The sequence below is a fragment of the Nocardioides insulae DSM 17944 genome (assembly GCF_000422825.1).
Lineage (GTDB): Bacteria > Actinomycetota > Actinomycetes > Propionibacteriales > Nocardioidaceae > Nocardioides > Nocardioides insulae.
The window spans coordinates 282,658-295,626 of the sequence record NZ_KE383928.1; the positions used below are offsets into that span (position 1 = coordinate 282,658).

The 12,969-nt window shown below is 70.9% G+C and carries 14 protein-coding genes; 7 read left to right on the top strand and 7 right to left on the bottom strand.

The window, feature by feature from the left end; all coding sequences use genetic code 11:
• Positions 1-59: 59 nt before the first annotated feature.
• The 3 genes from G515_RS21005 to G515_RS0111545 all read left to right on the top strand — a co-directional run bounded on the left by G515_RS21005 (position 60) and on the right by G515_RS0111545 (position 3,002).
• Positions 60-1,079: a CaiB/BaiF CoA transferase family protein gene (locus G515_RS21005; protein ID WP_157571086.1), complete on the top strand. Its 1,020-nt coding sequence runs from the start codon at positions 60-62 to the stop codon at positions 1,077-1,079.
• Positions 1,080-1,138: 59 nt separating this feature from the next.
• Positions 1,139-2,113 (top strand): LLM class F420-dependent oxidoreductase, encoded by a 975-nt coding sequence (locus tag G515_RS0111540; RefSeq protein WP_028660258.1) that lies wholly within the window; start codon positions 1,139-1,141, stop codon positions 2,111-2,113.
• A 127-nt stretch (positions 2,114-2,240) separates the two neighbouring features.
• A complete protein-coding gene (locus G515_RS0111545; protein WP_028660259.1) occupies positions 2,241-3,002 on the top strand; it encodes an SDR family NAD(P)-dependent oxidoreductase in 762 nt (253 codons plus the stop codon).
• Between the two features lie 189 nt (positions 3,003-3,191).
• Here G515_RS0111545 and mqo read toward each other — a convergent pair whose 3' ends face one another.
• Positions 3,192-4,679 (bottom strand): malate dehydrogenase (quinone), encoded by a 1,488-nt coding sequence (gene mqo / locus G515_RS0111550; RefSeq protein ID WP_028660260.1) that lies wholly within the window; start codon positions 4,677-4,679, stop codon positions 3,192-3,194.
• Positions 4,680-4,824: 145 nt separating this feature from the next.
• Between mqo and cds1 the strand changes: the two genes are divergently transcribed.
• Positions 4,825-5,916, top strand: coding sequence for an L-cysteine desulfhydrase Cds1 (cds1, locus tag G515_RS0111555; RefSeq protein WP_028660261.1), 1,092 nt, complete (start codon positions 4,825-4,827; stop codon positions 5,914-5,916).
• 182 nt (positions 5,917-6,098) lie between these two features.
• Here the strand turns inward: cds1 and G515_RS0111560 are convergent, their stop codons facing one another.
• The 6 genes from G515_RS0111560 to G515_RS0111585 are packed head-to-tail and all read right to left on the bottom strand — an operon-like array spanning position 6,099 to position 10,887.
• Positions 6,099-7,199, bottom strand: coding sequence for a pyridoxal-phosphate-dependent aminotransferase family protein (locus tag G515_RS0111560; RefSeq protein WP_028660262.1), 1,101 nt, complete (start codon positions 7,197-7,199; stop codon positions 6,099-6,101).
• Positions 7,200-7,209: 10 nt separating this feature from the next.
• On the bottom strand, positions 7,210-8,577 hold the full coding sequence (locus G515_RS0111565) for an FAD-binding oxidoreductase (protein WP_028660263.1): 1,368 nt from the start codon (positions 8,575-8,577) through the stop codon (positions 7,210-7,212).
• A gap of 34 nt (positions 8,578-8,611) precedes the next feature.
• The gene (locus tag G515_RS0111570) at positions 8,612-9,376 is read right to left on the bottom strand and encodes an ABC transporter permease (RefSeq protein WP_028660264.1); all 765 of its coding nucleotides are present in this window, start codon (positions 9,374-9,376) and stop codon (positions 8,612-8,614) included.
• Positions 9,376-10,191 carry an ABC transporter ATP-binding protein gene (locus G515_RS0111575; protein WP_028660265.1) on the bottom strand — a complete coding sequence of 272 codons (816 nt, stop codon included), beginning with the start codon at positions 10,189-10,191 and terminating at the stop codon, positions 9,376-9,378. Before G515_RS0111575 ends, G515_RS0111570 begins: the two co-directional genes overlap by 1 nt.
• Positions 10,188-10,556, bottom strand: coding sequence for a DUF1048 domain-containing protein (locus tag G515_RS0111580; RefSeq protein ID WP_028660266.1), 369 nt, complete (start codon positions 10,554-10,556; stop codon positions 10,188-10,190). The genes G515_RS0111575 and G515_RS0111580 overlap by 4 nt, the downstream gene beginning before the upstream one ends.
• Before the next feature lies 1 nt (position 10,557).
• Positions 10,558-10,887 carry a PadR family transcriptional regulator gene (locus tag G515_RS0111585; protein WP_028660267.1) on the bottom strand — a complete coding sequence of 110 codons (330 nt, stop codon included), beginning with the start codon at positions 10,885-10,887 and terminating at the stop codon, positions 10,558-10,560.
• A gap of 125 nt (positions 10,888-11,012) precedes the next feature.
• On the opposite strand from G515_RS0111585, the gene G515_RS0111590 reads away from it, so the two are divergent.
• From G515_RS0111590 to G515_RS0111600, 3 genes are read left to right on the top strand one after another with little or no spacing between them, the layout of a single operon-like run.
• On the top strand, positions 11,013-11,363 hold the full coding sequence (locus G515_RS0111590; protein ID WP_245565356.1) for a hypothetical protein: 351 nt from the start codon (positions 11,013-11,015) through the stop codon (positions 11,361-11,363).
• The gene (locus tag G515_RS21010; protein WP_036555453.1) at positions 11,360-11,806 is read left to right on the top strand and encodes a hypothetical protein; all 447 of its coding nucleotides are present in this window, start codon (positions 11,360-11,362) and stop codon (positions 11,804-11,806) included. The genes G515_RS0111590 and G515_RS21010 overlap by 4 nt, the downstream gene beginning before the upstream one ends.
• On the top strand, positions 11,803-12,861 hold the full coding sequence (locus G515_RS0111600; protein WP_036555454.1) for an MBL fold metallo-hydrolase: 1,059 nt from the start codon (positions 11,803-11,805) through the stop codon (positions 12,859-12,861). Before G515_RS21010 ends, G515_RS0111600 begins: the two co-directional genes overlap by 4 nt.
• Positions 12,862-12,969 lie beyond the last annotated feature (108 nt).

Consider the following 12,969-nt stretch of genomic DNA (forward strand, 5'->3'; position numbering starts at 1 on the left):
CCCCACCGCACTCAGCGGATCACTGGTAGGAACCTGGTAGGAACAAGGAGAGAGACACCGTGGACAAGCCCCTGACCGGCGTACACGTCATCGAGATGGCCGGGATCGGCCCCGGCCCGCACGCGGCGATGATCCTCAGCGACCTGGGTGCGACCGTCACCCGGATCGACCGTCCGGGCTCGCACGTGCCGGAGGACGCCGAGCACAGCCTGCGCGGCCGCGAGGTGCAGATCCGCGACCTGAAGAACCCCGACGACATCGCCGCCGTCCTCGACCTGATCGCTGGCGCCGACGTCCTCCTGGAGGGCCTGCGGCCGGGCGTGATGGAGCGTCTCGGGCTCGGCCCGGAGACCGCTCTGGAGCGCAACCCCCGCCTGGTCTACGCCCGGATGACCGGCTGGGGACAGGACGGCCCGTGGGCCAAGGCTGCCGGCCACGACATCAACTACATCTCGCTCACCGGTGCCCTGCACGCCATCGGTCCCAAGGACCACCCGGTGCCGCCGCTCAACCTGGTCGGCGACTTCGGTGGCGGGTCGATGCTGGTGGTGCAGGGCATCCTGGCCGCGCTGGTGCAGCGCGGGACCACCGGCAAGGGTCAGGTCGTCGACGCCGCCATGGTCGACGGTGTCTCGGTCCTGCTCCAGCTCATCCTCGAGCTCCGGGCCGGCCGGGGCTGGACCGACGGACGCGAGGAGAACATGCTCGACGGCGGCGCGCCGTTCTACCGCACCTACCGCTGTGCCGACGACGGCTTCATGGCCGTGGGCGCGATCGAGCCGCAGTTCTACGCCCTGCTCATCAAGGGCCTGGGCCTGGAGGCGGACCAGATCCCCGACCGCAACGACAAGGGCGCCTGGCCGGAGCTGCACAAGGTCCTCGAAGAGGCCTTCATCGCGCAGCCGCGTGCTCACTGGGAGGGCATCTTCGACGCCACCGACGCCTGTGTGAGCCCGGTGCTGAGCTTCGAGGAGGCCGTCGAGCATCCGCACATGGCCGCCCGATCCTCGCTGCGCCGCGGCAAGAACGGCGACGTGGTCGCCGGGATCGCCCCGCGGTTCTCCGACCCGCAGGCCTGAGCCGGGGCCGCGCCGGCGCACCCGGCGCGGCCCCCCGGTCCGAACCAGAGGAGGCAGCCATGACCCGATGGGGGATCACGATCCCGCTCGGAGACACCGACCTCGCCCGGCAGGGCGAGACCTACCGCGAACTCGAGGCGACCGGCTACACCGACCTGTGGAGCGCGGAGGGCACCGGGACCGAGGGGTTCATCCCGCTAGGGGTCGCGGCCGCGGTCACCTCCACCGTGCATCTCGGGATCGCCATCGCCCCGGCGTACACCCGTGGGCCGGCGCTGATGGCCCAGACCGCGGCCACCCTGGCGGCCACCGCCCCGGGCCGGGTCACGATCGGGATCGGGTCCTCGTCGAGCACGATCGTGGAGCAGTTCAACGGGATCCCCTTCGAGCGGCCCTGGTCGCACTGCCGCGACCTGCTGCGGTTCCTGCCCACGACCTGGGCGGGTGAGAAGGTCGACGCGACCCCGGCGAACGGCTTCGACACCCTCGACGTCCGAGGCTTCCGGCTCGGTGTGGTGCCGCCCGAACCTCCCCGGCTGGCCCTGGCGGCCCTGCGGGGCCGGATGCTCCGCCTGGCCGGCGCCGAGGCCGACGGGGTGATCATCAACTGGCTCTCGGCCGAGGACGTCCGAACCGTCGTGCCGGTCGTGGCGGAGGCCGCGGGCGGCGTACAGCCCGACGTCATCGCCCGGATCATGGTGGTGCCCACCGACGACGCGGAGCGTGCCCGGGCGATCGGCCGCCGGATGATCACCGCCTATCTCAACGTCCCGGTCTACCGGGCGTTCCAGGAATGGCTGGGCCGAGAGGAGCTCGGCCCGATGTGGAAGCTGTGGGAGGCCGGGGACCGACGCGGTGCCCTGGAGGCCATCCCCGATGACGTCGTCGACGAACTCATCGTGCACGGCTCACCGGAGGCGATCCGCGAGCACGTGCAGCGCTACATCGACGCCGGTGTCACCATCCCCGTGATGGCGCTCACGCCGGTCGGCCGCGACCCGATGGAGATCTGCCGGAGCCTGGCTCCGGGGTGAGGCGGGAGGGTGTACGGATCCCCGGTGAACCGGGGGATCCGTACACCCTCCCGCCCGCCATTTCGAAGGACCGTGCAAGCGAACCGGACGCCGCCGGCAGCGGGGTGTCCAGGAGGTGGAGGAAGACATGCAGGACACCGGATCCCACGAAGGATTCAAGGGCAAGGTCGCACTGGTCACCGGCGGCAGCCGGGGGATGGGGCGCGAGGTGGTGCTGGCCCTCGCGGCCCGCGGGGCACACGTGGTGATCGCCAGCCGGAAGCTGGAGGCCTGCGAGAAGCTCGCCGCCGAGGTGGTGGAGACGCACGGCGTCCGCGCGCTGCCCCTGGCCTGCAACGTCAGCTCCTGGGCGGACTGCGACCAGCTGGTCGAGGCGGCCTATGCGGAGTTCGGCCGGGTCGACATCCTGGTCAACAACGCCGGCCTCTCCCCGCTCTACCCGAGCCTGGAGGAGGTCAGTGAGGCGCTCTTCGACAAGGTCATCGGCGTCAACCTGCGCGGCCCGTTCCGGCTCGCCGCCGCGATCGGCACCCGGATGGCGGCGGGCGAGGGCGGCAGCATCGTCAACATCAGTTCCATCGAGGCGATCCGGCCGGGTCCCACCGCACTGCCGTACGCCGCCGCCAAGGCCGGCCTGAACGCGCTCACCGAGGGGTTCGCCCAGGGCTTCGGCCCGACCGTTCGGGTCAACACCGTGCAGCCCGGCGCGTTCCTCACCGACATCTCCGACGCCTGGGGTGAGGGCCACGCCGACCGGCTGGCCCAGCAGGTCGCGCTGCAGCGGTGCGGCCAGCCCGAGGAGATCGTCGGAGCGGTCCTGCACCTGGCCGGCCCCGCGGCGTCGTACACCACCGGCGCGACGCTGCGCGTCGACGGCGGCTGGAAGTAGGCGACACACGGCCCGGCCCCGCCGGCCGCGGGATCGCGCCCGCGGGGTGGTCCGGGACGAGACCGTTCGCCTCCGGCCCGGGCTCGGTGGGCTTCGTCCGGGACCACATCCAGGGCGCGACCGGCCCTGCCTCGACGACGACGCCCCTGCTGCGGGAGCAGCAGGGGCGTCGTGGTGAGGAGCGGGGGATCAGGCGGTCGCGGCCTCGTCGGGGAGGACGGGCGGGTTCAGCTTGAGGGTGTCGGCGGTGCGCCCCATCACCTGGAGGGCCAGCGCGGGGTCCTCGGCGAGCGGGGAGCCGTGGCTCGGCACCATCGCCGCGAGCGCCGGGGCCCAATCGGCCATCCGGTCGGGGAAGCAGCGCTCGAGCACCTGGAGCATGATCGGGGCCGCGGTCGAGGCGCCGGGGGAGGCGCCGAGCAGGCCGGCGATGGAGCCGTCCTTGGCTGCGATCACCTCGGTGCCGAACTGGAGGACTCCGTCGGGGCGGATGACCTGCACCCGCTGACCGGCGACGAGCTTCTCCCAGTCGCGCGGGTCGGCGTCGGGGAAGAAGTCCAGGAGGTCGTTGAACTTGGTCTTCGGCCGGGCGATCAGCTGCTGGATCAGATAGAGGGTCAGGTCGAGGTTGCGCAGACCGGCCTTGATCATCGGCAGCAGGTTGTGCCAGCGGATCGAGCGGAACAGGTCGAAGAACGAGCCGAACTTCAAGAAGCGCGGGCTGAAACCGGCGTACGGACCGAACATCAGGCTGCTGGAGCCCTGCACCACGCGGGTGTCCAGGTGGGGCACCGACATCGGCGGGGCACCGACGGCGGCCTTGCCGTACACCTTGGCCTGGTGCTTGGCGACCACCTCGGGCTTGCTGGTGCGCAGGAACTCGCCGCTGACGGGGAAGCCGCCGAACCCCTTGATCTCGGGGATGCCCGAGCCCTGGAGGAGGCGCAGCGCGTAGCCGCCGGCGCCGACGAAGACGAACCGGCTGGTGACGGTGAACTTCTCGCCGCCCTGGCTCCGGCCGCTGACCGCCCACAGGTCGTCGCTGGTACGCCGGACCTTGCTGATCTCGGTGCCCAACTGCAGGGTGGCCCCGTGCTCGGTCAGGGAGGCCATCAGCAGCTTGGTCAGCTGGCCGAAGTCGACGTCCGAGCCGGCGTCGGAGCGGGTGGCCGCGATCGGGACCGAGCCGTCGCGGCCCTCGAGCAGCAGGGGAGCCCAGCCACGGATGACCTCGGGGTCGTCGGTGAACTCCATGCCGGTGAACAGCGGGTGGGTGGAGAGGGACTCGTGCCGGCGGCGGAGGTACTCGACGTTCTCCTCGCCCCACACGAAGCTCATGTGCGGGGTGGCGTGGATGAACGCGTCCGGGTCCGGGATCCGGCCCTTCTCGATCAGGAACGACCACAGCTGCCGGGAGATCTGGAACTGCTCGTTGACGTTGACGGCCTTGGCGATGTCGATGCTGCCGTCGGCCTTCTCGGGCGTGTAGTTGAGCTCGCACAGGGCCGAGTGGCCGGTGCCGGCGTTGTTCCACGGCCCGGAACTCTCCACACCTAGGGCGTCGAGGCGCTCGTAGACCCTGATGTCCCAGGTAGGTTCGAGTTCCTGCAGCAGCACGCCGAGGGTGGCGCTCATGATGCCGCCACCGATGAGGACTACGTCAGCCGGTTTCTCCACACCTATCTGTATGCGCCACTCGGACCCCTCGGGGCAAATCGGGCCGCGAGGATTCCGCAACGTTATGAGACAAGTCACAGTGCCTCTCGGGAGCGCCTGATGCATCCGGATCGTTGTTCAGTGGTCGGGTAATAGGCTCGGGGATGTGCCCGTCCAGCCCGCCGCCCACCGTGCCTGGATCGACGAGGCGGTACGCCGGGTCGAGGCCGACTCCAACCGCAGCGCCGACACGCATCTGCATGTCGTCCCGCTCCCCGAGCAGGTGGGCGTCTCGCTCTACCTCAAGGACGAGTCGGTGCACCCGACCGGCAGCCTCAAGCACCGGCTGGCCAGGTCACTGTTCCTCTACGCCCTGTGCAATGGCTGGCTCCACCGCGGGTCGACCGTGGTCGAGGCGTCCAGCGGCTCGACGGCGGTGAGCGAGGCCTACTTCGCCAGGCTGCTGGGGCTGCCGTTCGTAGCGGTGATGCCGCGCTCGACCAGCCCGCAGAAGTGTGCCCTGATCGAGTGGCACGGCGGCCGGTGTCACTTCGTGGACCGCCCGTCGGAGGTGTACGACGAGGCCCGGCGACTCGCCGCCGAGCTCGGTGGGCACTACATGGACCAGTTCACCTATGCCGAGCGGGCCACCGACTGGCGGGGCAACAACAACATCGCCGAATCCGTCTTCGGTCAGCTCGCCCGGGAACCGCACCCGGTGCCCGCGTGGGTCGTGGTCTCGGCCGGCACCGGCGGCACCGCGGCCACCATCGGCCGCTATGTCCGCTACCGCCGCCACCCCACCCGGGTGTTGGTCGCCGACCCGGAGAACTCCGCCTTCTACGACGGCTGGCAGGACGACGACCCCGACGCCACCACCGGGCTGCCGTCGCGGATCGAGGGCATCGGACGGCCCCGGGTCGAACCCTCGTTCGTGCCCGGGGTCGTCGACGACATGCTCCGGGTGCCCGACGCCGCCTCGATCGCCACCATGCGCTGGACCTCGGGCCGGATGGGCCGGCCGGTGGGCGGCTCCACCGGCACTAACGTGTGGGCCTCGCTGGTCACCATCGATCGGATGCGAGCGGCCGGTGAGCACGGCAGCGTCGTCACCCTGCTCTGCGACGGCGGCGAGCGCTACGCCAGCACCTACTACTCGGACGCCTGGATCGCGGAGCAGGGGCTCGACCTGGCGCCGTACGCCGCCGCGCTGGCCGACTTCGAGGCCACCGGGGTGCTCAGCCCGCCCGAGGTCTGACCGCCCGGCCCGCCTGCTCGGCCGAGGCCCTGGGGGCGCCCGCGCAGGCCCTGGAAAAAAACTTCGAGAATCTCACCAGACTCGCGTCACGTTCCTCCCGCCCGACCGTTCCATCGGCATGAGGTCGTCCACCAGTGGGGGGTGGGCGACCTCTCCGGCTTCCGGCGCGGCCCGGATCCGGCTCAGCGACCCAGCGTCTCGGCCAGCGCGCCGAGGACCAGGGTGACGGCGTCGGGGCGGGCGTTGGGGCCCATCAGACCGATCCGCCACAGGGATCCGGCGTACTCGCCCACACCCGCGCCGATCTCGACGTCGTACCGCTCGAGCAGGGTGCGTCGGACCGCGGCCGAATCGACCCCGTCGGGCACCCTGACCGTGGTCAGCTCCGGCAGGCGGTGGTCCTTGTCGACGAAGAGTTCGAGGCCGAGGGCCTCCAGCCCCTGCTGGAGCTGCTGCCCGGCCTCGGCATGCCGGGCCCAGACGTTCTCCAGGCCCTCCTCGAGGACCCGTCCGAGGGCACGGTGCAGTGAGCTGACCATGGCGACCGGCGCGGTGTGGTGGTAGGTGCGGCCGCCGGAGCCGCCCGCCTCGCCGACGTACCCGCCGAGCAGGCCGAGGTCGAGATACCACGACTGGGGGCGCTGCACGCGGCGCGCGAAGGCGCGGTCGTTGATCGTGAACGGCGCCAGGCCGGGGGCGACGCCGAGGCATTTCTGGGTGCCGGCGTACCCGACGTCGACGCCCCAGTCATCGGCCCGGAGTTCGATCCCACCGATCGAGGTGACCGCGTCGACCAGGAGGAGCGCATCGCCGGCCGCGCGCACCGCCTCGCCCAGGGCGGCGATGTCGGAGCGGACGCCGGTCGAGGTCTCGGCATGGACGGCGGCCACCACGGCCGGGTTCGGATGCGCGGCGACCACGCGCTCGGGGTCGACCGGTGTGCCCCAGGTGTGCTCGACCGGGATCACCTCGGCCCCGCAGCGGGCCGCGACGTCGCACATCCGCTGCCCGAAGAGCCCGTTGACCGCGACCACGACGACGTCGCCGGGGTGGACGGTGTTGACGAAGGCGGCCTCCATGCCGGCGGAGCCGGTCGCGGAGAGGGGGAGGGTGCGGGTGTTGGCGGTGCCCCAGACCTGGCGGAGCCGGTCGCAGGTCTCGTCCATGACCGCGAGGAACTCCGGGTCGAGGTGGCCCAGCAACGGACGGGCGAGCCCCTCGGTCGCCTCCGGGTAGGGGTTGGTGGGGCCGGGGCCGAACAGATGGCGGTGGGTGATGGGCATGGCAGCGAAACTACAGAACCGCGCCCGGGTTGAGCAGGCCGTCAGGGTCGAGGGCGTCCTTGACCCGGCGGGTCAGGGCCATCACCTCCTCGCCCAGTTGGTCGGGGAGGGCGCCCTTCTTCGCTCGGCCCACGCCGTGCTCGCCGGTGATGGTGCCGCCCAGCGAGATCGCCAGCGCCATCACCTCCTCGAAGGCCTTGCGGGCGCGGTCGACGCAGGCCGGGTCGGTGCCGTCGTAGACGATCACCGGATGGGTGTTGCCGTCACCGGCGTGAGCGACGACCGCGATCTCGACCTCGCAGCGGGCGGCGATCGCGGCCACACCGTCGACCAGGTCGGGGAGGAGCGGCACGGGGACGCCGACGTCCTCGAAGAGCACGCTCCCGCGCGTCTCCAGGGCGTGGAAGGCGTTGCGCCGGGCCGAGACGAACAGCTCCGCCTCGGTGGGGTCGGTGGTGGTGAAGGCCTCGGTGGCCCCGGCCTCCTCACAGCAGCGTCGCATCAACTCGACCTCGGCCGCGCAGGCGGCGTCGGGCGCGTCGGACTGCGCGATGAGCAGGGCTCCCGCCGCCCCGTCCAGACCATGGGAGCGCCACTCCTCGACGGCCCTGATCGACGGGTTGTCCATCAGTTCCAGCATGGCGGGCCGCAACAGGGTGCGGATCGCGACCACCGCCCGCGAGGCCGCCGTCATGGACGGGAAGCTGCTCACCACGGTGGCACCGACCGTCTGGGCCGGCACCAGCCGCAGGATCGCCTTGGTGATGACGCCCAGGGTGCCCTCGCTGCCGACGAAGAGCTTGAGCAGGGACAGGCCGGCGACGTCCTTGATCCGCTTGCCGCCGAGGCTCACCTGGGTGCCGTCGGCCAGGACGACGTCTATGCCCAGCACGTAGTCGGTGGTCACGCCGTACTTCACGCAGCACAGGCCGCCGGCGTTGGTGGCGAGGTTGCCGCCGATCGAGCAGATCTCGTACGACGACGGGTCGGGCGGATACCACAGGCCGTGCTCGGCTGCGGCCCGCTTGACCTCGACGTTCAACGCCCCCGGCTCCACGATCGCGACCTGGCAGGCGGGGTCGATCTCGACACCGCGCATCCGCTCCAGGCACAGGGTGATGCCGCCGTCGACCGCGGACGAACCGCCGGAGAGGCCGGTGCCGGCGCCGCGCGGCACCACCGGCACCCGATGCTCGGCCGCCCACCGGACCGTCTGCTGCACCTGCTCGGCGCTTTCGGCCCGGACGACGGCGATCGGCGTACCGGCCGAGCCGTCGTGGGCGAAGTCCTCGCGGTACTTCTCGATCTCGTCGGGCCCGGTGATCACCACTCCGTCCGGGAGGAGTCCGATCAGCTCCTGCACTGCCTGGTGCGCCATCTCTCCACCCTGCCACGGCCGTGTGATCGCGGTCTCAGGCGGTCCGTCGTCGGTAGGTCAGCATCGCGAAGGCGTAGCCGGCGACGAGGATGCCGACGCACCACGCAAGCGCGATCCAGATGTCGGTGCCGACCGGCTGCTGGGCGAAGATGTCGCGGATGGTGTTGACGATCGAGGTCACCGGCTGGTTTTCGGCGAACCACTCCACGGGAGCCGGCATGGTGTCGGTCGGGACGAACGCCGAGCTGATGAACGGCAGGAAGATCAGCGGGTAGGAGAACGCGCTCGCCCCGTCGACCGTCTTCGCGCTGAGCCCGGCGATGGTCGCCACCCAGGTCAGCGCCAGGGTGAACAGGGTCAGGATCCCGAGCACGGCCAGCCAGCCGAGCAGACCGGCGCCGGTGCGGAAGCCCATCAGCAGTGCCACGCCGACCACCACCGCGAGCGAGACCAGGTTGGCCACCAGGGAGGTCAGCACGTGCGCCCACAGCGCGCTGGAGCGGGCGATCGGCATCGACTGGAACCGCTCGAAGATGCCGCCCTGCAGGTCCATGAACAGTCGGTAGGCGGTGTAGGCGATTCCCGAGGCGACCGTGATCAGCAGGATGCCCGGCAGCATGTAGTTGATGTAGGACGCCGACCCGACCTCGATCGCACCGCCGAAGACGTAGACGAAGATCAACATCAGGGCGACGGGGGTGACCGCGGTCGTGATGATGGTGTCCGGGCTGCGCAGGATGTGCCGCAGCGACCGGCGGGTGAGCGCGGAGGTGTCCGCGACGAAGTGGGTGGTACTCATCACTGCTCCTGGGAGGTCGGAGGTGTGGCCGTGTCCGCGTCGCCGGGTGTGGGCGGGCCGCCCACCAGCGCGAGGAAGACCTCTTCGAGGGTGGGCTGCTTCTCGACGTACTCGACCCTCGCCGGCGGCAGCAGCCCCTTGAGTTCGGCCAGGGTGCCCTCGGCGATGATCCGGCCATCGTGCAGGACCGCGATCCGGTCGGCGAGCTGTTCGGCCTCGTCGAGGTACTGCGTGGTGAGCAGGACCGTCGTACCGGTGGACGCGAGTTCCCTGACCGCGTCCCAGACCTCGATGCGGGCCTGCGGGTCCAGACCGGTGGTCGGCTCGTCGAGGAAGATGACCGGCGGGCTCCCGATCAGGCTCATCGCGATGTCCAGGCGGCGACGCATCCCACCGGAGTAGGTGCCGGCCCGCCGGCCGCCGGCCTCGGTCAGCGAGAACCGGGCCAGCAGTGCGTCCGCGATCTCGCCGGGGCGCCTCAGATGGCGCAGTTCGGCGACCAGCATCAGGTTCTCCCGGCCGGTGAGGATCTCGTCGACCGCCGCGAACTGCCCGGTGAGGCTGATCGACTCCCGTACGTCGGCGCCCCGGGTTGCCACGTCGAAGCCCTGCACGGTGGCCGTCCCCCGGTCCGCCTTCAGCAGGGTGGACAGGATCCGCACGGCCGTGGTCTTGCCCGCGCCGTTGGAGCCGAGCAGGGCGAAGATGCTGCCGGGTGCGACGTCGAAGTCGACCCCGCGCAGCACCGGCAGGTCGCCGTAGGACTTCTCCAGGCCCTGCACCCGGATGGCGGGCGGGTCGGTGGTCGTGGTCATCGTTCCTCCTCGGTGTCGAGCTGCTCGATCTCCTTGATCAGGCGGGCGCGCTCCTTGTCGAGCCAGCGCTTGCCGACGTAGGCCTGGGCGAAGGTCTCCGCGACCTCGACCGGGTCGTCGCCGGCGATCTCCCGGACCGGGGTGCCGTCGGTCGCGGCGCGCTCCCAGAGGTCCGCGAGGTCGACGAACATCTGCACGATCGTGTCGCCCTCGGTGACGCCGCTGTAGTACATGAGGTAGCGGTTGAAGGCGTTCGCCGCCGCGCGATAGGGCTCGGGCAGCGCATCCAGGCGCGCCTTGGCCTGCTTGTACTGCTTCTTCTGCTCGAGCGGGCCGGTGAGCGTCTCGATCCACTTGGCTGCCATGTCACTTCTCTCCTTCGTGTAGGTCTGCGATGCGTTCGGCGAGGAAGTCCCAGGTCCGCCAGAACTCCTCCAGATAGGTCCGGCCCTCCGCGTTGAGCGCGAAGACCTTGCGCGGCGGCCCCTTCTCGGAGGGGACCTTCTCCACATCGACCAGGCCGCGCTGCTCGATGCGGATCAGTAGGGCGTAGACGGTGCCCTCGGCGATGTCGGTGAAGCCGCGGTCGCGTAGTCCCGCGGTGATCTCGTAGCCGTAGGCCGGCTGCTTGGCCAGGATCGCCAGGACGATGCCCTCGAGCGTGCCCTTGAGCATCTCGGTCAACTGCTTCCTCACGAGCCACCTCCTTAGCTATTCAGTGTCAATGACTACTAGTACATAGTAACGCTGAATAGCCAGACCGCAAGTGGTCTCCAGCCGCGGTTTCGTCGCCTGTGTGCGGATCGGGGAAAATGGCCCGCATGCTCACCCCCGTCGCCTGGATCGTCGTCGGGTACGCCGCCTTCGTGGCGGCCGCCGGCGGGATCGGGGTGTTGCTGAAGGCGCCCAGACCGCGGTGGCTGGACCAGTTCGCCTGGATGCTCGAGGCACTCGCGGTCGTGCTCGCCCTGGTGGCGCTCGCCTCCCTGGGCGAGGGGGAGCGGCCGGAGAGCATGGCGACCTATCTCGGGTACCTCGCCGCACTGGTCGCTGTCATCCCGATCGGGATGAGTGCCGTCAAGGAGGATCGGGGCCACTGGGCGTCCGGGGTGATCGCCGTCACCGCCCTGGTGATCGGGGTCGTCGCCGTACGCGTCATGATGACCCGGTGAGTAATCCCAGCACGGGGCGCTCAGGCGTCCACCAGATCCTGCTTGCCGTGTACGCGGTCTTCGCGCTCGCGGCCGGCGCCAGGAGTCTGGTGCAATTGCTCACCAAGGCCGATGAGGCCCCGTTCGCCTACACCCTCTCGCTGCTGGCAGCCTGCACCTACGTGCTCGGCTGGTTCGCGATCCGTCGCGCCGCCGACGGCCGTACCGGCTTCGCCTCGGTGATGCTGTGGGTGGAGTTGGTCGGGGTCCTCGTCGTCGGCACGCTCTCGCTCGTCGAACCCCAATGGTTCCCCGACGCGACGGTCTGGTCCGACTTCGGGATCGGCTACGGCCTGGTGCCCGCGGTGCTGCCGGTGCTGGGACTGATCTGGTTGCGGCGCACCCGCCGCGCCATGGCGAGCGGGGCCGCCGCGGCGGCGCCCACCAAGGAGGCAGGACGATGACTCAGCCGAACGGACAGTCCACAGCAGTGGCGGTGTCCCCCGACTCCGGTGAGCACTGGAGTGCGCCCGGCGCATGGCGGGTCGCCGAGGGCGTGTACCGGATCCCGCTGCCGCTTCCGATGGACGGTCTCAAGGCGGTCAACGTCTACGCCATCGAGGGTGAGGACGGGTACACCCTGATCGACGGCGGCTGGGCCATCACCGAGGGGCGCGCGGCCCTCGAGCAGGGGCTCAAGCAGCTCGACGCCGGCTTCGGCGACATCAAGCGGTTCTACGTCACGCACATCCACCGTGATCACTACACCCTGGCCTCGGTGCTCGGTGGCGAGGTCGGGGCGCAGGTGGCCCTCGGTGAGGGCGAGCGCGCCTCGCTCGACATGATCCACCACCGCACCGGGGACAACACGATCGCCCGATCCCTCGCCCAGGCGGGTGCGACCGCCATCGCCGAGCAGTGGTCCAGCTCCGGGCAGTCCGACGACCCGACGTTCTGGCGGCTGCCCGACGTCTGGCTGGAGGGCGATGTCCGCGTCCCGGCCGGGGAGCGGACCCTCGACGCCGTCCACACGCCCGGGCACACCCGCGGGCACTACGTCTTCGCAGACGCCGACGCGGGCCTCCTCTTCGCCGGTGACCACGTGCTGCCCACGATCACCCCGTCGATCGGTTTCGAGTCCTCGATGGCGGTCTCGCCGCTGGGTGACTTCATGGCCTCGCTGACCAAGGTGCGCGGCCTGCCCGACCGCACCCTGCTGCCCGCCCACGGCCCGGTGTCGCCCTCGACCCATGCCCGGGTCGATCAGCTGCTGGCCCACCACGAGGAGCGGCTCGACCTGTGCGTCGCCGCACTGCGCGGCGGCGAGGCCACCTCGGTCGACATCGCCGGCCAGCTGCCCTGGACCCGGCACGAGCACGCGTTCAGCACGCTCGACTTCTTCAACCAGGGTCTGGCCGCGATGGAGACCAAGGCCCACCTCGAGCTGCTCGTCGCCCGCGGTCAGGTGAGCCGCGAGGAGCGGGACGGCATCGTCCACTTCGAGCTGCTGCCTGCCTGAGCCGAGCGGGTGGTGGGTCTCGGCGCGGGCCATCGGCCGCGCCGAGACCCACCACCCCGGTCATGCCCGGCGCCGCCGCCGGGGGCGGTGGCACGGCGATTTCGCGCG